21 protein-coding genes and 1 tRNA gene are annotated in these 19,658 nt (G+C 66.6%); 9 read left to right on the plus strand and 13 right to left on the minus strand.

The window, feature by feature from the left end:
* Window positions 1-17 precede the first annotated feature (17 nt).
* A complete protein-coding gene (locus PHA81_RS03875; RefSeq protein WP_273835349.1) occupies window positions 18-1,778 on the minus strand; it encodes a YcaO-like family protein in 1,761 nt (586 codons plus the stop codon).
* 34 nt (window positions 1,779-1,812) lie between these two features.
* Window positions 1,813-2,418: a hypothetical protein gene (locus PHA81_RS03880; RefSeq protein ID WP_273835351.1), complete on the minus strand. Its 606-nt coding sequence runs from the start codon at window positions 2,416-2,418 to the stop codon at window positions 1,813-1,815.
* Between the two features lie 196 nt (window positions 2,419-2,614).
* Between PHA81_RS03880 and glyA the strand changes: the two genes are divergently transcribed.
* Together glyA and PHA81_RS03890 are read left to right on the plus strand one after the other, a co-directional pair.
* On the plus strand, window positions 2,615-3,862 hold the full coding sequence (gene glyA / locus PHA81_RS03885; protein WP_005044487.1) for a serine hydroxymethyltransferase: 1,248 nt from the start codon (window positions 2,615-2,617) through the stop codon (window positions 3,860-3,862).
* Window positions 3,859-4,401: an NUDIX hydrolase gene (locus PHA81_RS03890; RefSeq protein ID WP_273835354.1), complete on the plus strand. Its 543-nt coding sequence runs from the start codon at window positions 3,859-3,861 to the stop codon at window positions 4,399-4,401. Before glyA ends, PHA81_RS03890 begins: the two co-directional genes overlap by 4 nt.
* A 45-nt stretch (window positions 4,402-4,446) precedes the next feature.
* Here the strand turns inward: PHA81_RS03890 and PHA81_RS03895 are convergent, their stop codons facing one another.
* Window positions 4,447-5,181: a TFIIB-type zinc ribbon-containing protein gene (locus tag PHA81_RS03895; protein WP_273835356.1), complete on the minus strand. Its 735-nt coding sequence runs from the start codon at window positions 5,179-5,181 to the stop codon at window positions 4,447-4,449.
* Window positions 5,182-5,289: 108 nt separating this feature from the next.
* Between PHA81_RS03895 and PHA81_RS03900 the strand changes: the two genes are divergently transcribed.
* A complete protein-coding gene (locus PHA81_RS03900) occupies window positions 5,290-5,781 on the plus strand; it encodes a hypothetical protein (protein WP_337958925.1) in 492 nt (163 codons plus the stop codon).
* A 15-nt stretch (window positions 5,782-5,796) separates the two neighbouring features.
* Here PHA81_RS03900 and PHA81_RS03905 read toward each other — a convergent pair whose 3' ends face one another.
* Window positions 5,797-7,197 (minus strand): hypothetical protein, encoded by a 1,401-nt coding sequence (locus PHA81_RS03905; protein WP_273835360.1) that lies wholly within the window; start codon window positions 7,195-7,197, stop codon window positions 5,797-5,799.
* Window positions 7,198-7,549: 352 nt separating this feature from the next.
* Here PHA81_RS03905 and PHA81_RS03910 point away from each other — a divergent pair, with 352 nt between their 5' ends.
* The 4 genes from PHA81_RS03910 to PHA81_RS03925 all read left to right on the plus strand — a co-directional run bounded on the left by PHA81_RS03910 (window position 7,550) and on the right by PHA81_RS03925 (window position 11,022).
* Window positions 7,550-8,479, plus strand: a complete 930-nt coding sequence (locus PHA81_RS03910) for a DUF1028 domain-containing protein (RefSeq protein ID WP_273835361.1) — start codon at window positions 7,550-7,552, stop codon at window positions 8,477-8,479.
* A gap of 365 nt (window positions 8,480-8,844) precedes the next feature.
* Window positions 8,845-8,991, plus strand: a complete 147-nt coding sequence (locus tag PHA81_RS03915; RefSeq protein WP_005044493.1) for a hypothetical protein — start codon at window positions 8,845-8,847, stop codon at window positions 8,989-8,991.
* A gap of 367 nt (window positions 8,992-9,358) precedes the next feature.
* Entirely contained in the window at window positions 9,359-9,634 is a 276-nt protein-coding gene (locus PHA81_RS03920; RefSeq protein ID WP_005044495.1) for a PadR family transcriptional regulator, read from the plus strand.
* Between the two features lie 59 nt (window positions 9,635-9,693).
* Window positions 9,694-11,022 carry an aminotransferase class III-fold pyridoxal phosphate-dependent enzyme gene (locus tag PHA81_RS03925; RefSeq protein WP_273835363.1) on the plus strand — a complete coding sequence of 443 codons (1,329 nt, stop codon included), beginning with the start codon at window positions 9,694-9,696 and terminating at the stop codon, window positions 11,020-11,022.
* Window position 11,023: 1 nt separating this feature from the next.
* On the opposite strand, the gene PHA81_RS03930 is transcribed toward PHA81_RS03925, so the two are convergent.
* From PHA81_RS03930 to PHA81_RS03940, 3 genes are read right to left on the minus strand one after another with little or no spacing between them, the layout of a single operon-like run.
* Window positions 11,024-11,431 carry a hypothetical protein gene (locus PHA81_RS03930; protein ID WP_273835364.1) on the minus strand — a complete coding sequence of 136 codons (408 nt, stop codon included), beginning with the start codon at window positions 11,429-11,431 and terminating at the stop codon, window positions 11,024-11,026.
* A 51-nt stretch (window positions 11,432-11,482) separates the two neighbouring features.
* The gene (gene cysS, locus PHA81_RS03935; protein WP_273835365.1) at window positions 11,483-12,997 is read right to left on the minus strand and encodes a cysteine--tRNA ligase; all 1,515 of its coding nucleotides are present in this window, start codon (window positions 12,995-12,997) and stop codon (window positions 11,483-11,485) included.
* Between the two features lie 26 nt (window positions 12,998-13,023).
* Window positions 13,024-13,548 (minus strand): hypothetical protein, encoded by a 525-nt coding sequence (locus tag PHA81_RS03940; RefSeq protein ID WP_273835366.1) that lies wholly within the window; start codon window positions 13,546-13,548, stop codon window positions 13,024-13,026.
* 407 nt (window positions 13,549-13,955) lie between these two features.
* Here PHA81_RS03940 and PHA81_RS03945 point away from each other — a divergent pair, with 407 nt between their 5' ends.
* Together PHA81_RS03945 and PHA81_RS03950 are read left to right on the plus strand one after the other, a co-directional pair.
* Entirely contained in the window at window positions 13,956-14,831 is an 876-nt protein-coding gene (locus PHA81_RS03945) for a CbiX/SirB N-terminal domain-containing protein (RefSeq protein WP_273835367.1), read from the plus strand.
* Entirely contained in the window at window positions 14,832-15,893 is a 1,062-nt protein-coding gene (locus tag PHA81_RS03950) for a DR2241 family protein (protein WP_273835368.1), read from the plus strand.
* Here PHA81_RS03950 and PHA81_RS03955 read toward each other — a convergent pair.
* The 6 genes from PHA81_RS03955 to PHA81_RS03980 form a co-directional block, all read right to left on the minus strand.
* Window positions 15,887-16,567 (minus strand): hypothetical protein, encoded by a 681-nt coding sequence (locus PHA81_RS03955; RefSeq protein ID WP_005044503.1) that lies wholly within the window; start codon window positions 16,565-16,567, stop codon window positions 15,887-15,889. The two genes, PHA81_RS03950 and PHA81_RS03955, sit on opposite strands and share 7 nt — an antisense overlap.
* 18 nt (window positions 16,568-16,585) lie before the next feature.
* On the minus strand, window positions 16,586-16,780 hold the full coding sequence (locus PHA81_RS03960; protein WP_193790519.1) for a methytransferase partner Trm112: 195 nt from the start codon (window positions 16,778-16,780) through the stop codon (window positions 16,586-16,588).
* 564 nt (window positions 16,781-17,344) lie between these two features.
* The gene (citZ, locus tag PHA81_RS03965; protein ID WP_273835369.1) at window positions 17,345-18,496 is read right to left on the minus strand and encodes a citrate synthase; all 1,152 of its coding nucleotides are present in this window, start codon (window positions 18,494-18,496) and stop codon (window positions 17,345-17,347) included.
* Between the two features lie 65 nt (window positions 18,497-18,561).
* Complete coding sequence (locus tag PHA81_RS03970; protein WP_273835370.1) at window positions 18,562-18,963, minus strand: PIN domain-containing protein; 402 nt, start codon at window positions 18,961-18,963, stop codon at window positions 18,562-18,564.
* Window positions 18,960-19,190, minus strand: coding sequence for an antitoxin VapB family protein (locus tag PHA81_RS03975; protein ID WP_005044508.1), 231 nt, complete (start codon window positions 19,188-19,190; stop codon window positions 18,960-18,962). The genes PHA81_RS03970 and PHA81_RS03975 overlap by 4 nt, the downstream gene beginning before the upstream one ends.
* Window positions 19,191-19,501: 311 nt before the next feature.
* Window positions 19,502-19,573: transfer RNA gene (locus PHA81_RS03980), tRNA-Ala, on the minus strand.
* Between the last annotated feature and the right edge of the window lie 85 nt (window positions 19,574-19,658).

A 19,658-nucleotide genomic window follows, 5' to 3' on the forward strand; every position in this document is an offset into this window, starting at 1 on the left:
CGCCCGTTCGCGTCGCTTCAGGGATACGGATGGAACTCGCGGTCGAGTCGTGGCTCGAACCCCGATTCCTGCGGCACCCGCTCCGCACGCTCGCCGAAGTACGGTTCGTCGGTGAACAGCGGCTGGGCCTCGGGGACGAGCACGCGAACCGCCTCGAAGCCGAGTTGTTCGACGTCCGGCGGAGTGAGCCGTGCAGCGTAGGGATCGAGGCCAGCGTCAGTGACGCGCTCCGTGAGCGCTTCGAGTTCGTCGACCCCGGTGGGGATCGGATCGGGGCCGACGCTCGCGGCCGGAACGCCGGCGTCGCTCCCGAAGAAGGCGGCTGCATCGCCTGGCGTCTCGGCGTACTCCCCGATCGCGCCCTCGGCGGCCGCTGCGGCATCAGGCCCCATCGCACGCAGCTCCATCCAGTTCTGGAGCGCCTCAGCGAGTGCCGACCGGGCGGCCGCGGCGGGATCGAGGTCCGCGGCGGAGCCGACCGCAAAGTGCGGCCATTCACCGCGCTCGACCGCGACCGCGATCACTGGCACGTCGACGTCCTGAGTCAGCAGAACCGGCTGCACGTTCAGCCCCTCCGAGCGCGCCCGCGCGGCGAGCGTCGTGAACTCCTCGTCGTCGACCGCGAGACCGAGCGGATCGAACGTCGAGTACCACGACACCATCGCGGCATCGCGCTCGATCACCTCGTACAGCCCCGAGCACAGCGCCGCGGCTCCCGAGCTTCCGAGTCCCAGCCCGGTGGTGATCGGCGGTCCGTGACGGCGTTCGGGCGGCGGGAACTGGACGAACTCCGCCGGCAGGTGGACCGACGCGCCGCTTTGCACTTCCTCGCCCTGAACCCACGGGATCGTCGGCTCCTCGCTTTCGTCGTCGGGGGCCGCCTCGGCGCTTTCGGGCAAAACGAACGCGCTTGGTGAAACCGCGCTGTCGAGGTCGTTCGCGGCCGCGTGCGTGAACATCTCGTCGCGGTAGATCCCGGCGCTGTAGCGTTCGAGCGCCTCGCCGAGCGCTTTCATGAATGCTCGATCCCAGTCGCCCGCGACGCCAGCGGCCTCGCTCGCAGCACTCGCGTCGCTGAATCCTGCGGTGTCGCCGGTCCGTGCGAGGTAGTACGGTGCAGGATACGACGCAGCTTCGCCGACCTCGTGGACGATTCCCACTCGATCGTCGAGCGCCAGTTCGGCCCGGCCGAGCGCGTCGTCGAGGGCGCGATCCTCGAAATCGCGTGCGAGCGCACGGTCTTGATCCTTCCCGGCGCTCGCACACCCGCAGTTCGGTACCGGGAGCACGCGGCGCTCGGTGTGGGGAAGTTCGATCACGCCGCCGAGCACCCGCGAGGGCTCGCCCGCGCACAGCCGGCGCACCTCGGTGCCCGCGAGCGCGCCCGCGAGCCACGCCGTCGTGGCGTCGAGCCCGGACTCGTTCGCCTCGCTTTCGCCGAGATCGTCTTCGGACGGTTCGTCGTCTGCGTTCGCCGCGACACGCCGACGGAGACACTCGTAGCACGCCGTTTCGGGGCCGAACCCGGCGACGGACGCCTCGCAGACGGCCCGGCCGCCAACGCCGCCGCGCTCGATCGCGAGCCACGGAGTTTCGCTCTCGCGGGCGTGATCGTTCGCGCGCTCGAAAACAGCGGCTCCCACCTCGTCGATCACGACCCCGAGGTCGGTCGTGCCGATCGCAGCGGGCTCGATCGCTTCGACCGTGGCGTCAGCGTCGGCGAGCGCCGCTCGAACCGCGTCCGCAGCGGGCCCGTTCCCGACGATACCGACGTTCATGCCCGGTCCAGCGGCCCCTGGCGCAAAAGACTCCCTATTCTCTGGGTCGGACGCGCGCCTCCGGATGCTGATCTGCGTCCTCGACGAGATCGCCAGCCTTCCGGCCGCTCTCCACTCGCGCTTTCGCGGTCTCGCGGTCGGTCCGGCCGACCACGCTCACGACGTCGAGCAGTTCGTCCTCGGGGATGCCTCGACCCGCCCCGCCCGATTCGAGGTCGTCGAGGTAGCCATCGGTCTCCTCAAGCAGAAAGACGACGAACTCGCGGACGTCCGTCGAGCCACCGAGCGCGTCGTGCCATCTCGCGGGGTACCGACTCACCCGGTCGTCTTCGGGTGCGTAGAGCGCGTCGGTTCCCTGCCACGTCTCGGTGTCGGCGAGGCGGGCGTCGACCTCGTCGAGGAACGCGTCGCGGTCGAAATCGAACGACGTCCCGTCGTCGTCGGGACCTCCGTCCCGACTGCTCGATGAGCTTCGCTCATCGGTGTCGAGACCGTCGGCATACCGGGTCACGATGTCGCGCTCGATGCCCGGACGGTCGTGGGGATGGTGGCGTTCGATCAGCGCGACGAGCTCCTCGGTCAGCAGAGTTCGTCCCCGCTGTCGTGCCGCTGCGAAGACGTCCTCGTTCAGTTCGGCCATCGAGAGACGTACGATCGCAGCCCGAATAAGTCGCTGGATAGCGGCGACGTGGCGGGGTTCGTCCGTCTCGGCGTGACCCCGAATCGTCGATAAAACCGCGAAGGGTACCGAATCATTTTCGAGTGCGGGACGGTCGGAAGCAGCTGAATCTTGTTCTCTTCGACAGTATATTGACCCTGGGGGTGAGAGTGCGGTCATGGACTACGACCGTGTTCGGGAGGTCGATCCGTCGGTCGCCGACGCGCTCGACGGCGAACTCGACCGCCAGCGCGAGACGCTGATGATGATCGCGAGCGAGAACCACGTCAGCCAGGCAGTGATGGAGGCCCAGAGCAGCGAACTCACCAACAAGTACGCCGAGGGGTATCCCGACGAGCGCTACTACGGCGGCTGTGAGTACGCCGACGACGTCGAGCAGCTCGCCATCGACCGCGCGAAGGAGCTCTGGGGGGCCGAGTACGTCAACGTACAGCCCCACAGCGGTTCGCAGGCCAACATGGGGGTGTACCTCGCCACCCTCGATCCCGGCGACAAGATCCTCTCGCTCGATCTGACTCACGGCGGCCACCTCTCCCACGGGCATCCGAAGAACTTCGCGGGCCAGATCTACGAGGTCGAGAACTACGAGGCCGATCCCGAGACGGGCTACATCGACTACGAGGCGCTCGCCGACCACGCCGAGGAATTCGAGCCCGACATGATCGTCTCGGGCTACTCGGCGTACCCCCGCGAAGTCGAGTGGGAGCGGATCCAAGACACCGCCGAGTCGGTCGGCGCGTACCACCTCGCGGACATCGCCCACATCACGGGCCTCGTGGCTGCGGGCGTCCATCCCTCCCCCGTTGGGATCACGGACTTCGTCACCGGCTCGACGCACAAGACCATTCGCGCGGGGCGGGGCGGGATCATCATGTCGAGCGACGAGCACGCCGATGCGATCGACTCCGCGATCATCCCGGGGATGCAGGGTGGGCCGCTGATGCACAACATCGCCGGGAAGGCTGTCGGGTTCGGTGAGGCACTCGACCCCGAGTTCGACGCGTACGCCGAGCAGGTCGTCGACAACGCCGCGGCGCTCGGCGACCGCCTCGCCGAACACGGCCTCTCGATGGTCTCGGGTGGGACCGACACCCACCTCGTGCTCGTCGATCTCCGCGATTCACACCCCGATACCACGGGCAAGGCAGTCGAGGAGGCCCTGGAGGAGGCTGGTATCGTGCTGAACGCGAACACTGTGCCAGGCGAGACGCGCTCGCCCTTTGTCGCCAGCGGCATCCGCGCCGGCACGCCCGGCCTCACCACCCGCGGGTTCGACGAAGAAGCCTGTCGGGAGGTCGCCGACTGCATCGCACGCGTCGTCGACGCTCCCGACGACGAAAGCGTTCGCGAGGAGGTCGCCGCCGATGTCGACGCGCTCACCGACCGACACCCGCTGTACGAGTGAGTCAGCATTCGGAGGACGATCCGGTAACGCGGTCGAAGCCCGATCCGGCCCCCGACGCCCTCGCTGCCGATCACGGAGACGTTCTTCGGAGCCAGAACACATTCGAGATCGACACTGAAGGACTGGAATCAGCGCGCGCTCGCGCCGAGCGGGGCTGGGGCGTCGGCGCACTCGCGGTCCACGACGGTCAGATTCTGCTCGTCCATCACGACGACCAGTGGCTCCTCCCCGGTGGGATGCTCGAAGCGGGCGAGACGCCGGACGAAGGCGCGGCCCGCGAAACGCGCGAGGAAACCGGGATCGACGTACGGATCGACGGGCTCGCGGCGATCGCCGAGCAGACGTTCACCGACGGCGACGACGCGTTCGTCTTCCACTTCGCAGTGTTCGACGCGACGCCCGGGGGTACGGTCCTGACGGACGATCCCGGGCTCGTTGACGAGGCGATCGACGACGTTGCATGGCACGACTCGCTTCCCGAGAACACGTTCGACCACGGCCTCTACGCTCGCCTGCTCGACGACGAACGAAACGGCTGACAGCGATCAAACGATCGCTATTGCCGACGGTTGTCGGCCCGGCAGCTACACCTCGTCACGGAGACGATCGAGTCGATCGCGTGTGGTCGCAAGCGCGGTCTCGTCGCCGTCGCGGAGATACCGGCCGAGGTCCTGTGCGGTCCGAACGAGTCGTTCGGCGGTCTCGGGAGCCACGTCGCCGTCGAGCGCCGCGACGCGCTTTCGGTGCTCGGTGAGCGACCCGAAGGCCGCACTCGCAGCCTCGTCGGGATGGTCGTCGAGATACGTCCCCGCCTCCCGGCGGTACGTCGCGACGGCCTCGGCGGCCGCCAGTCCGCGGGCCACGCGGAGCGATTCTGGGACCTCGTCGGGTGGTGGGCGTTCGCCCTGACCGGCCCCGCTCAGCAGCGAGAGGAAGTACCGCTCTGCCGGATCGTCCGTCCGCATCGTGCGCGCGAGCTCCTCGGCGACGTGGCGGAGCTCGAGCGCCGCGAGATACGTCGCGTCGAGCGGCTCGAACTCGCCGGCAGCGATGAACCCGTGCTGGCGGACGAACGCTCGGCACGTCTCGGCTGCACGCTCGGCCGCCGCACGGATGTCGGCATCGTCGCTGCTGCCAGCGTCGAGGCGATCACGCGCGCCCGAGAGGTCGAGCGTCGCCGCACTCGCGGTGTGACGGGTACGCTCGCCGACGCCGACGCTCCGGCGACTCCCACAATCGGGACAGCTCACGCTCCCGGTCTCGTAGTACGACCACCGCGTCCCGCAGTCCTTGCACTCGCGTTCCCCGCGGATGCGCATATCGTTTCCTTGGTCGCCAGGGTGAAAAACGGGACTATCGCGGTGTGGTGCCTGACGGACGGCCCGCCGAACGGTGATCCGACGTCTGCACGACCACGAGGGTTTATGATGATCGGCGGGGAATTCGGAGTCGTATGTCACGGAGTACTCACGCTCCTGATCGAGAAATTCTCCGGCGATGAGGTATCGGTTCGATCGGACGGCGATCGCGTCGTCGTTTCGCTTCCCGGACGGACACACACCGTCAGCAGAGATGCGGCCGCTGCGCTCCGTGCGGAGCTTGGCGAGGCGCTGACCGAGCGCTGCGAGTACGTCCACACGGTCGGCACCCACCGCGCCGACGGAAGCTACGTCGTCTCGCGCCGTGGTGCGGACTCGTCGGGTCATCGAAAGGTGTTCGACGGGTTTGCAGCGCTACGAGAACAGTACGCGACGCTACCGGCGACGTTCACCGCGGCGGACGTCGACATGCCCGGCGTGACCGGTGGCCGACGCCACCTGCTCGTGCGCCACGTCGTCGAACATCCTGTCTTCGACTGTACCCTCACCGCTCGCCAGCCGCTCACGGCCGAAAAGCGACCGTCCGAGGGAGGAGGGTGAAACGATCAAGGAGGCTCACCAGAGGTAGCCGCCGACGAGCTGCATCAGGAGTGACTGCCCGAACACCGCCGCGGCGAGCAGCCACCGCTCGCGCTCGTCAGGGTCGATCCGCTTCACCGCGGCCGCAACCGGCAGCAGCAAGAACGGGTAGAGATACATCGCGCCGCGAGCGGTCTCGCCGGTGTGATAGACCCCCGCCGCGAGCAGCGCGGCGAACGACCCGACGGCGACCCCGACGATCAGCATGGGTTCGCGCTCGGGTGCGTTCGCGGGGAGCCACCCGGCGCGACCGAGTACGTCACGCCGGAGCGCCCGCGCGCCACGGATCGCGAGCAGGCAAAGAAAGGGTGTGAAAAAGAGCGCGATCTCGGCGACGTCCTCCAGACGGGTGTAGACGTACCACGCCGGTTTGGCCGTGAGCAGGAATCCCCCGGGGTTTTGCTGGTTCGAGGCGAGCAGAAACGAGTCGAGGTAGTTGTAGCCGAGCGCGATGTCGACGAACAGGTAGAATCCGACGAGGCCGATCAGGATCGCCACGAACGGGACGCGCTTCTCGCGGCGGTGGATGGCGATGGCGGCCAACACGGGCACGAGAAAGACGGACAGGAACATCTGGAACGACACCACGAGCAAACACGCGAACGTTCCGAGGGTCGCGAGCCACGACTCGCGGGTGAAGAAGTACACGGCACCCAGCATGAGCGTGGCGATGATCGCGTCGAGCGAGGCGAGATAGTAGATCTGGACCGCGGGCAGGAGGACGAACAGGACGGTGACGTACCGCGCGACGTCGCGCTCGTAGTACGTCCCGACGAGACGGTAGAGGAGGACGGCGGAGGTCGGCAGCGAGACGAGCGCGATGGCGGCCGAAATGAGCGCGCGCGAGCCGAAAACCCGGTCGAGCAGCGTGAACGTGAGCACCGATCCCGGTGGGTGCGTGCGCGCGTGGACGACGTACGAAAGCTGGTTCGCCTCGTACATCTGGATGAACGCGAGCGGGTCGGTGATCCCAGGTGCCATCTGATAGTACCCCTCGCGGGTGGCGAGCGGCGCGACGAACCCGTGGTCGAACCCGTGGATGAGGTTCGAGAGGCCGAGCAGGACGACGCCGGCCACGACGATCGGTGCGATTCCGGTGTCTCGTCGGCGGCAGTACGCACCGGCCAGTACGAACACCACGACCGCGGCAGCCGTCGCCCCGATCGCCCAGCCTGGCTGGAGGCGACCCAGACGGACGGTGAAGATACTGATCGGCCAGTAGGTGGGCGTTGCGCCCCGAATCTTCTCGATGAGTCCGCCGTTCGTCCACCGAACGATGACGTTCAGCGCGACGACCGACGTGAGTCCGATCCACCCGATCGCGAGGATCTCGCGCCCCGAGAACAGTGATTCCGACTCATCGACACTCCCGACCATCGACCGGCGGTGCGCGCGGGGGCGGTTAATCGCTTTCGTCCCACGATTCGCGCCTACGCGTGGATTCGCTTCCGGAATCGCTCGATGGGACTGCAATTCGATACGGATGTGAGGTGCTTCGTACTCGCACGGGACAACTGAGAACCGCAGGCCACACCCTCCCCAACCGACTCCTTCGCTCGGCGGCACTCGCTACGCCCGTGCCGCTCTCGCTCAATCATCCCTCGCACGAGCGGGCGCGTCTCTGCACCGCGACGCGCCCGCCGCGCGCCGACCGCTTCCGCCAGCTGTGGTGGGTCGAGGAGTCCACGGGCAAATCAACGCTTTTGCCGGTGGCCCGCCTCGCGGTGGTATGCCGACTCCCCGACCGAGCACGTTCTCGATCGTCGCGCGCGATCCCGACCAGGATGCGGTGGGCGTCGCGGTCCAGTCGAAGTTCGTCAGCGTGGGCTCGGTGGTCCCGTTCGCGAGCGCCGACGCGGGCGCGATCGCGACCCAGAGCTTCGCGAACGTCGCCTACGGCCCCGACGGCCTCGACCTGCTGCGTGAGGGCCACACCGCGAGCGAGGTCGTCGAACGACTGACCGAAGCCGACGACGACGCACCCGATCGCCAGGTGGGCGTCGTGGGCCAGGACGGCTCGATCGCGGCGTTCACCGGCGACGACTGCTTCGCGTACGCGGGCGACATCCAGGGCGAGGACTACACCGTCCAGGGCAACATCCTCGAAAACCCCGACACCCTCGAAGCGATGGCCGAGACCTACGAAACCACCGAGGGCGGGCTGCCCGAGAAACTCATCGCCGCGTTGCAGGCGGGCAACGAGGCCGGTGGCGACAAGCGCGGCGAGCAGAGTGCGGCGCTTTACGTCGTGAAACCCGAGGGCGGCTACGACGGCGGCAACGACCGCTGGATCGATGTCCGGGTCGACGACCACGAACACCCGATCGACGAACTCGAACGCGTCTTCCGGCTCTACGACGTCACGCTTCTCGAACGCGAACCGCCAGCCGAAACGCGGAATTTGGAGGGCGAAACCGCAGAGGCGGTCGCAACAGCGCTCAACGAAGCGGGGTTCGATGGTGCGACAGCCGAGGAATCGTTCGGCGAGGCCGACCGCGAGGCGCTCGAAGCGTTCCGAGGGGCGAACAACTTCGAGAACCACTCGCTCGACCTCATCGAGGACGCGCTCGTACGCGGCTGGGACGACGCAGAGGGAGCGGGCGAGACGAGGCTCGTGAACGCAGTCTGGCACGGAATCTCGCGATTGGAGCGGGCGTGATACCGGCCTGTGACAGCCAAACGATTGTCGTAGTATCCAGCGCGCAACCGACTCAGCCGCACCGATCACGACTCAAGTGAGAGCCCGCAGGCCACTCCCTCCCCAACCGATTCGCTCCGCTCGGTCTTCGACCTCGCGTCACTCATCCCTCGCGCGAGTCGCACGCCAAAGGCGTGCTCACGGGTCGTGCCTCCCCGTTCGCATCCGCGGCCTTCCCTTCGATCGCGCCGCGCTTCGCTCCCGCGCGCCACCGCCCCCGACAAAAAACGGATCGCTGATCAACGGAGAGGGAATCCTCGCGGCGCGGGGCGGTTGACTGCGACCGACGGGTCAAGGTTCTTGACGTGCTCGCCCGTAGCCGGGGTATGCGCTCCGAAGAGGAAATTCGCGACCAGTACGAGTTTCTCATGGAGGAGTTGGACGACGAGGAGATGAACCACGAGGGCGTCAGGCAGATGTTTACCTACTACCGCCGCGCCCTCGGGTGGGCGCTCGAAGAGGAGCACATGTGAGAACCGGCCGATAGCGTTAAGTGTGACTGACCGTTGGATATGAGTGACGCTTCGCTTGGAGGGCCGAAGCGTCAGCGGGGACCAATTCAGGGCGGCAAGCCGCCGACGCGGGCTTTTCTCCCGCGCCGGCTGCTTTCCCATGATCCACGAAACAAAGTGACGACGCTCGGAATCGATCGTCACTGACATGAGCTCTCATCTCTCGTGGCGTTGATGCTGGTGAGCGGTTGATACGATCGAACCCAGTGACGGATGAAACCGCAGTAAATCGGACGTGGATCACCCATTGCTTGCGCCACCGTCGTTCCCGACGATGGACAGTTCCGATATACTTATGATAATCAAACACATACTGGCGAAACATCTCATGCACGATCTCACCGGCTTTCAGCGCGACCTGTTGTACACCATCGCGGGCCAGGACGAACCACACGGACTCGCGGTCAAGGAGGAGCTCGAAGAGTACTACGAGTCCGAGATCCACCACGGGCGGCTGTATCCGAACCTCGATACGCTGGTCGAGAAGGGACTGGTCGAGAAGGGACAGCTCGACCGGCGGACCAACTACTACGATCTCACCCGCCGCGGCCGTCGCGAGATCGACGCTCGCCGCGAGTGGGAGTCACAGTACGTCGACGCCTGACGCAAGTATTGACCGAACCACAACGAATTAGTTAAGACCCCGGCCCGTCCGACGGCTACATGGACCGTGATACTGCGGAGCCACGCGTCCGGGGGTTCCCGGGCGAGCGGGCCAAAGAGTGGGTCGATCGCCAGCACCGCGTCGCCGCGCCGAGCACTCACGTCTACGAGTTCGTCTGGGACCCGACCGCCCCCGCGGACGGCCCCTTTTGTACCGATGTCGACGGCAACGTCCTGATGGATTTCACCTGCCACGTCGGGGCCGCGCCGCTCGGGTACAACAACCCGAAGATCATGGAGCCGATGGCGGAGTTCGATCTCGTGGACCCGCTGAAGATCGCGGGCCACGACTTTTATGTGGGGTCGGGGCCGGCCGACGATCCCGACTTCCCGGGGCCGGCAGGGCTGATGGAACGGCTGACCGAGATCACCGGCGAGTACGACATGGATCAGGTGTTTCTCTCGAACTCCGGCGCGGAGGCGGTCGAGAACGCGATCAAGATCTGCTACGACGGCAGCGGGAGCTACGGCATCACCTTCGAGGGGGCGTTCCACGGCCGGACGCTCGGCGCGCTCTCGCTCAACCGCTCGAAGCAGGTGTACCGCCGCGACTTCCCCGAGATTTCAGGGGTCCACGACGTGCCGTTCTGCCGCGATCGGACGTGTGACGCCGACACCTGCTCGTGTGGCTTCTTCGCTGGCGATACCTCACAGCTCCGCCGAATGCTGAGCGAGGCCGCCGGCTCGGTCGCGGCAGAGGAGGTCGCCTACCTCATCATGGAGCCGATCCAGGGCGAAGGCGGGTATCACCCGCCGAGCGAGGCGTTCATGACCGAGGTCGCCGCGGTCTGTGAGGAGTACGACATCGCGCTCGTGGCCGACGAGATCCAGTCGGGGATGGGGCGCACAGGTGAATGGTGGGGCGCGGATCACTACCCCATCGAGCCCGACGTCATCACCGCAGCGAAAGGACTCCGGGTTGGGGCGACGATCTCGCGGTCGGACGTGTTCCCCGAGGAGGAAGGCCGGCTCTCCTCGACGTGGGGTGCTGGCGACATCCTCTCGTCGATGCAGGGCGCGCTCACGATCGACGCCATCCGGGAGCACGATCTCCTCGCGAACGCCACCGAACGCGGCCGCCAGTTCACCGAGCGCGTCGTCGACGCCGACCCCGAGCCGGTGATCGACGTGCGCGGGAAGGGCCTGATGCTGGCGCTCGAATTCGATACCCCGGAAGCCCGCGATGCCGCACTCGAACGCGCGTTCGAGCAGGGGTTGCTCACGCTGGCCTGTGGTCACAAGACGCTCCGGGTCCTCCCGCCGCTCGACGTCACCGAGCGCGAGATCGATCTCGGTGCGGACCTGCTGCTCGACGCGATCGAGGCGTAGCTCAGACGATATCGTTGTCCCGGAGCAGGTCCGCGAGGACGTGGACGTAGAGTACTGCGCCGGTCAGGATGCCGAGCCGCCGATCGATCAATCCTGTGAGCACGGTGAGGGGGCCAGCGATGAGGACGTGGCTCAGCAATCGGAGGTTCGCCATCCCGCCAGTTCCTTCGAACAGGTTCTTCTGATCGAAGAACACGCGTTTCGGGTTCCGGAGACAGTTCCGGGCGTGTCGCCAGTCGCCGACGCGGAGCCGTGCGAGCAGGAAGTGATCGAGGTCGATCAGCACGCCGAGACCCAGGCCGTAGCCCGCGAGTGCTGCCCGCTGGCGCGAGGAGTATCGATCACCGAGCGCTGCGAGCATCCACCCGACGACGGGAACGCTCAACAGGAAGTGTTCACCTGATTTCATTCGTTCGCCCAGTCACGCCGGAATACTACGGGTGTTTCGGTGTTTACTCGATCACTCGACGTCTCCGACATCGAATCGGGGACCGTCGTCGGTGTCCTCGATCGTGACGCCGAGCGCTTCGAGCTCGGCCCGGAGATCGTCGGCTCGGTCGTAGTTGCCTGCCGCGCGCTCGGATTCACGGACGTCGAGCACGAGTTCGACAAGTTCGTCGGCGAGGCGGACCTCGCCGTCTCCACCACCTGCACCGTCCGCACCGCTGCCGCCGAACACGAGGCCGAGCACCTCGCCGCCGAGTTCCTCGAACGCCTCGATGGCTGCTTTGAGTCCGCGATAGTCGTACACCCCGTTCGCGTCGAGGTGGGTGTTGAGAGCGGTCGCGATTTCGGCGAGCGCCGACAGCGCCTCGCGGGTGTTGAAATCGTCGTCCATCGCGGTTTCGAACCTTTCTTTGGCGTCTACGACCGTCTCCCGTAGCTCTCCATCCTCGACTTTCGCCCGTGCGTCGGGGCCGTCGATGGCTGCGACGGCGCGCTCGTGGGCGCGTTCGAGGCGCTCCCACCGGTCTACGGCCTCCTCGATGGTGGCGTCGCTGTAGGTCTGTCGTTGGCTGTACGACGCTGAGAGCAGGAAGGTCCGCACGACGTTCGCGCCGAGCTTCGCGACCGCTTCCTCGACGGTGGCGTAGTTCCCCAGGCTCGAACTCATCTTCTCGTCGTCGGTTTCGAGCAGCCGGACGTGGAGCCAGTAGCGCGCGAACCGTTCCCCAGTGGCGGCCTCGCTCTGTGCGATCTCGTTTTCGTTGTGCGGGAACGCGATGTCCTGGCCGGCGACGTGGATATCGAGGGTTTCGCCGAGGGTGGCCCTGCTCATTGCCGAGCATTCGATGTGCCACCCGGGACGACCCTCGCTCCACGGCGATTCCCACGTCTCGCCGCTCGCCTCGTCGAGCGACTTGGCCTCCGCTGGCCGGTGATCGGCGAGATCTTCGGGCGGCACGGCCCCGGCCTTCCAGAGTGCGAAGTCCGCAGGGTGGCGCTTCTCGCTGCGCTCGTCGGGATCGCCCTGCTCTTCGAGCTCGTCGAGGTTCTGATTCGAGAGTTTGCCGTACTCCTCGAATTCGGTGACGTCGAAGTACACTGAACCACCCGATTCGTAGGCGTACCCCTTCTCGATCAGGGTCTCGACGAGATCGATGATCTCGGGGACGTGCTCGGAGACACGTGGGTAGACCTCCGCGCGCTTGAGGTTGAGCGAGCGCATGTCACGGACGGTTTCGCGGATGAACGTTCGGGCGACTTCGTCCTCCGAGTCACCGCGCTCGTCGGCTCCGATCTGCGCGACGATCTTCTCGTTGACGTCGGTGAAGTTCTCGACGTGGCGGACGTCGTAGCCACGGGCGGAGAGCCAGCGGTCCATCACGTCGGCGTGGACCCACAGGCGCGCGTGACCGAGGTGTGCCGGGGCGGACACCGTGAGCCCACAGACGTAGAGCAACACCGACTCGGGATCGGCTGGCTCGAACGGCTCTTTCTCCCCGGACAGCGTGTTCGTCACGCGCAGCGTCATCACTCTTTCCTACGTGGGCCGGCGTTTCAATCCGTCGGAGTCCATACTTCTGGAACCGCAGACAGCGCGTCCTCGACGATCCGCACCGCATCGGGGCCGTCACGGCGCTCGACCGCCACGATCAGCGCGTCACCAGCGACGCCAGCCGCAATGACGCCGATTTCCTCGACGGCGAGCCGATCGAGTACGGTCGCAAGCGCCCGGGCGTCGACCGTGCCGGTCGCGAGAACGCCTGTCAGCGAGCCGCCGTCGACGAGCTCGGTTCCACCGACCGCGAGCAGTGGGTCCTGCTCGTCGGCAGCACCGTTCCCGGCTTCGTCCTCACTCTCGACGCCGAGACCGCTCCGCATCGTCACTCGTGCTTCGCGGGGCGCGGTCTCGTACTCGAGGAGGTCCTCGGCGTACCGCCGGAGAGCGGCCGTGACCGCGTCGGTCTCGCCCACGTCGAGAAAGTGGGCGGCAGCGGTGTAGTTCAGGATGCCAGCACGGAGTGCGTGATGGACGAACGGAGCCCGCCGGACGGCCGCGCGGGTGTCGGCTGCGAGCGACATGTCTCAACCGAGAACGGGGGTCACGAAAAATTCGACGAACCGCGAGTCACGACTGTACTCACGAGGGATGTCGATAGCTCGCAAAAAATCGTCGAAGTACACGACTCGCCGAACCGCGAATCGCGGTGCAAATGAGAGACCGCAGGCCACACCCTCCCCAGCCGACTCCTTCGCTCGGTCTTCGACCTCGCGTCACTCATCCCTCGCGCGAGTCGCGCCTCTGGCGTCTGCTCGCGGGCGATTCGCGCCCGCTCGCACGGCCTGCGGGACCGAAGGTCCCGCACTGCTCCCGCGCGCCGACCGCAACCATTCAACCCCGACAGCCGTCTCCAGACTCGTCGTTTCGACTCGCTGCTTTCCGGGAGACGAAGCCACTAAGCCCACCGCGTCCTTCGACTCAGGTAACTATGCCGGCGCTCGTCATCGCCGCCCACGGCTCGCACCTGAACCCTGGCTCGCACGACCCGGCGTTCGCCCACGCCGACACGATCCGCGCGGCCGGCGCGTTCGACGAGGTCCGCGAGGCGTTCTGGAAGGAAGAACCGTCCTTTCGCGAGGTGCTTCGCACCATCGAGAGCGAGGAGGTGTACGTCGTCCCGCTGTTCGTCTCGGAGGGGTACTTCACCGAGCAGGTCATCCCGCGCGAACTCCGCCTGGAGGGATGGGACGTCGCGGAGTGGGATTCGGACGGCACCGACGCCGACCACGTCACGCTCACCGCAGACGACGTCGAGAAAACCGTCCACTACTGCGGCCCCGTGGGAACCCACGAATCGATGACCGACGTGATTATCCAGCGCGCCGAGACCGTCACCGGCGATCCCGACGTGGGCGAGGGATTTGGGATCGCCGTCGTTGGCCACGGCACGGACCGCAACGAGAACTCCGCGAAGGCGATCGAGTACCACGCCGAGCGGGTCCGCGAGACCGAGCGGTTCGACGAGGTCCAGGCGCTGTTCATGGACGAGGAGCCCGAAGTCGACGACGTGGCCGAGTACTTCGAGGCCGAGGACGTGGTAGTAGTCCCCCTCTTCGTCGCCGATGGCTATCACACCCAAGAGGACATCCCCGAGGACATGGGGCTGACCGACGACTACCGAGAGGGGTACGACGTCCCGACCACGGTCGACGACACCCGCATCTGGTATGCCGGCGCGGTCGGGACCGAGGCGCTGTTGGCCGACGTCCTCCTCGAACGCGCGGCCGACGCGGGCGCGGACGTCGGGAACGCGCTCGATCTCGTCCGCCAGCGAACCGGTGGCACCGCCGCGGCGGGCGATTAAATGAACGACACACAGTTGAGCGCGCTCCGCGAAGCCGCCGCCGACGGCGTGTCGTGTGACGGACTTCGCGTCGAACGGATTGGCGAGGAGTACACCTTCGCGACCCCCGAGGCGACCCACGAGGGCCTCGACGAGGAGTCGTTCGACGCGCTCGCCCAGGAAAACCCGTGGCTGGTCTCGAACTGGCATTTCTGGGCGGGTGCGAGCGAGACTCGCCGGGCGTACTGCCGGTGGGTCGAGCGAGCCGACGAGTTGGGCGTGCGAGAGCGTTACGAGGCACTCGTCGAGGGGCTCTCTCGCGAGTGGGGGGAACTCCTCGTCACGGCCGGACTCGGCGAGGACGGCGAGCGCGTCTACGAGCTCCGTCACGTCGACGACGCCGACACGGAGCCCGACGCACTCGCACTCCACGACGACCCGCTCGACGCGCGTGAGATCGCCACCGCCGACGAGAACGGCCGGTATCGACCGCTGAAGACTGCTCCGACGCTCCGGCGAGGCTGGCGGTTCGCGGGCCTCGACGCTCGCGATCTCGTTCGAACTGTGGAGTTCTTCTACCCGGCGACGGTGACGAACTGGTTCCGTGAGCGCGAGGGCGATCTCGACGTGACTCACTTCCGCGAGACCGCAGACCGTCAGACCGGGATCTATCAGGTAGTCGACGAACTCGACGAAGACGGTGTCGAAAACCTCGCCGCCGCGTGCTGTGTCGACTCGCAGTGTTGCAAGCGCCGCGAGTGGGACGAGGACGAGGAAACAAAGCTCGACGTCTCACGTGGCGACGGCGCGTTCCCGTGTCGGGAGCCGTGTTCGCTCGTGATCGCCGCCGCCCGGCAGTGGGCGATCCTCGAAAACGAGGAGTCACGCACCTACGAGTTCGAGCTAACACCGAGCGAGAAGAACCAGATCGAGGATATCCTGGGTGCGGTCGCCGACGGCCGGACCGACGAGATCCGCGAGGCAGACGTCGGAGATGGCGCGAACCGCTATCGAGCACGGTATCTCCGAGCGAAGCGGACCGACGAGGACGGGAACTTCGAGAACGTGGTCGAGCGTCAGTAGAGCAGTAGATAGCCCGCGACGACGAGCCCGCCGAGTACGGCGAGCGCGCCGACGAACATCGCGATCCCTTCGAGAAACAGGAGTCCGATCCCGATCAGAATCACGAGCGACGTCCCGCCGAGCAACGCCGGCGTGTCAAGACCCGGCGATCCTCCCACGGACGACCGCGAGGACGATCGCCGTGACGAGGACTGACGGGAGGATGATCGTCGGGAAGAGGACGATCCACGCGATCCCGATCGGCCCGACGACGATCCCGTGCTCGTCGTACTCGTCGTGCTGGACGAGCGTGTCGTGGTACTGCCGCGATTCGAGCCCTGGATCAGCGACTCGTCGATCTCGACGGTCTGTTTGCCGGCGGTGGGTTCGACCGCAACCGCGATATCGTGGGTTTCGCTGCCGTAGGCGGTGGCGACGGTGAGCGTCCCTCGGACGGGGCCGGTGTCGTGGACGCTGACCGGCACTCGGGCCGTCGCGCCGGTGCGGATGTAGTGGTTGCCCGAGGGGAGCGACGCGATCTCCGCGAACCCGTTGCCGAGCCGGAGGTGGGCGTGGGCGGCCTCGCCGTGGTTCTCGATCTCGACCACGAACGAGTCGGCGGTCTCGAAGCTATCGGGAGCTTCGATCGCGTGGAGGCGGTCGCGGTTCAGGTGGACGGCGAGCGTCTCAGGCACGGTCTACTCCCCGCATGCTCAGGCCGGCGCGTCGTCGCGCATATCTGGCGGGAGGAGGTTCGGAATCCCCTCTTCGATGGGGTACTCCTCGCCACACTCGGTGCAGACGAGCCGCCCCTCGAGCACCTCGTCGTCGTCTCGCTGGATGGGTTCGAGCTCGAGCTCCTGCTTGTCCATCGGACACCGGATGATGTCCATCAGTGACTCCTTCACCGGCGCTCACCCCTACTCATACGCGAGGCGACGATCGGCGGTGATAAAAACGTGGCGCTCGCCCGCGGTGGCGCGGTGCGGCCGCGGTGGCGGCGGGTCGTGGCAGCGGCCGCGGGAGCAGTTGCAGGGCGGCAGCGGTGCGGACCTGGCGGATGAAGGGCGAGACGCGCGAGCTCCCGTTCGCTTCGCTCACGGGAACGGAGTGAGCGCGCGGCGAGGGCTTCGGCGGTGCTGTACGGTTGCGGAAAGTGCCAGCGGTTCTACCGCGAGCGACCAGGGGAGCGAGCGGGTGTTTTTCACTCATCGGAAGACTCGCTTCGCTCACGGCTCGTTCCTCGCGCCACTCGTCTTCCGAGCCTTCGTCCGCCTTCGTCTTCGCGCAGCTCCGCTGCCCGAACGGTCCGCGGGACCTCCGATCCCGCGCTACTCACGAAACCGGGTTTTGCAAGCCGAGGGGGACTGTTCCATCGTCCTGCTGGCCGTGCGAGCGGGCGCTTCGCGCCCGCGAACAGGCGGGGGTGGGCGAGCGTAGCGACGCACCCCGCAACAAAATAGTGGGGGCGTCTAGCGCTGATCGACCGGCACGAACGACTCGTCCTCCGAGCCGGTGTAGCGGGCGCGCGGACGGATCAGCCGGTTGTTCTCCTGATATTCGAGGACGTGGCCGAGCCAGCCACCGACCCGGCTCATCGCGAAGATCGGGGTGTACATGTCCATCGGGATCCCGAGCTGGTGGTAGACCGAGCCCGAGTAGAAGTCGACGTTGGGGGCGATCCCTTTCTCGATCAGCCCCTCCTCGCGGAGGTGGTTCTCGATCGCGGTGGTGGCGTCGTACCACTTGGTCTCACCGGCGGACTCGCCGAGTTCCTCCAGTCGGCTCTGGAGGATGTCCGCGCGCGGGTCCTTGACGTTGTACACGCGGTGGCCCCAGCCGGGCACCCGCCAGTCCTCGCGATTCTCGCGTGCGTCGGCGACGAACTCGACCGGGTCAGCGTCCGTCTCGTCGATCTCGTAGAGCATCTCCATCACGTCCTGGTTCGCGCCGCCGTGGAGCGGCCCCGAGAGCGCGCCCACACCACCGGTCAGCGCGCTGTAGGCGTCGGCGTACGTGCTCGCGATCACCATCGTGGTGAACGTCGAGGCGTTCAGGCCGTGGTCGGCGTGGAGCACGAGCGCCTGATCGAAGGTTTCGGCCGCGACGTCGTCGGGCTCCTCGCCGGTGAGCATGTAGAGGAAGTTCGCGGCGTAGCCCAGATCGGGATGGGGATCGACGGGCTCCTCGCCGTTGCGCAGGCGGTCGAACGCCGCGAGCACCGTGGGGACCTTCGCGGCGACGCGTCGCCCCTTCCGGAGGGTGGCCTCGCGGTCGCGTGGGTTCGCCGCCGAGTCGGGATCGCCGGCCGAGAACATCGAGACCGCCGTCCGGAGCGCGGCCATCGGCCGCTCGTCGCCCGCGAGATCGGCGAGCGTCGCGAGGATCCGGTCGTCGACCGCTCGCTCGTTCGCGAGGGCGTCCGCGAACGCGTCGAGCTCGTCGCGATCGGGGAGGTGGCCGTGCCAGAGCAGGTAGCACGCCTCCTCGTAACTCGCCTCGCGAGCGAGGTCCTCGATGGCGTAGCCCCGGTACACCAGCCGCCCCGCATCGCCGTCGATGTTGCTGAGCGAGGATTCGGCCACCAGCACACCTTCGAGACCACGTTTGAGCTCATCGGACATCGCTCCAGCATACCCAACCTGCCAGTAAAAGCATTATCGTTGCGTCCCTGTTGCACGATCCGCGCTCACCGGTACGTTTCGAGCGTGACACCGGGAATCGTCTCGAAATGTGAATCGCCGGCGAGGACGGGTTCGTCGCGTTCGATGGCGGTTGCGGCGATTGCGGCATCGGCCTTCCCGATACCGGGACCGTCGCCATCGTCGGTCATGCGCTCACCGAGGAGTCGCCCGGCACGCCGAGCAATGCGCGGGGTCGTATCCACCAACGGATACGAGTCCAACACCGTCTCGACGGCCCGACGTTCCTCAGAGGAGTTCGCTACCTTCCCGACACCGATATAGAGTTCCAGCACGGTCATCGCGGGCATGACGAGCGGGACACCCTCGGCTTCGAGTTCGCGCTCCATCGAGACCGCGGCCTCCAGGTCGTCGATGACGTCCAGCACGAAGCTCGTATCGACGATCATTCGAAGCGGTCGGCGACCTCGCGGACCGCCTCACGGTCTCGGTCGTCGGCGTCATCGATGGCCTCGCGCATTGCGGCCACCTCGCTCCCCTCGAACACGTCACGGAGGTCGCGCAACGAACGGCCACCGACGAGCCGCTCGACGGCCTCGCTGAACGATTCGTCGTCGCGCTTGCTCGACCGAATGCGTTCGTACACGTGATCTTGGAGTCGAATCTGTCGTGACATCCTTGTTGACAGCGTTGACGTTCGACGGTAATCAGCGTTCGGACGAGCGTCCGGGTTTTTCCTCGTAGCCATCTCCACCTGCAGGAGCGGTGAACGAAGTGAACAGAGTTGGACTCGTCGGGACCGAGCAAACGCGCAGCGTTTGCGAGGGTCGACGAGTTCACGACTGAACGAGCGAAGCGAGTGAAGAAGTGGACTCGTCGGGATTTGAACCCGGAGGAAGACGATCGCTTCGCTCGGCGCTGCGACTTCCAGGGGTTCAAATCCGGGCTCGACCATTCTCGCTCGCTCGTAAAACTCGCTCGCTCCGATGGACTCGCCGGGATTTGAACCCGGGGCCTTCCCCGTGCCAGGGGGATGATCTACCACTGATCTACGAGCCCGTACTCAGTACCATCGCCGTCGTTTTCATAAACCCATCGAACCCGACGCGCCGAGTCGAAACGGTTTAATCCGGCCCACGGGTGG

This window comes from Halococcus sp. PRR34, from assembly GCF_028617175.1.
Lineage (GTDB): Archaea > Halobacteriota > Halobacteria > Halobacteriales > Halococcaceae > Halococcus > Halococcus salifodinae.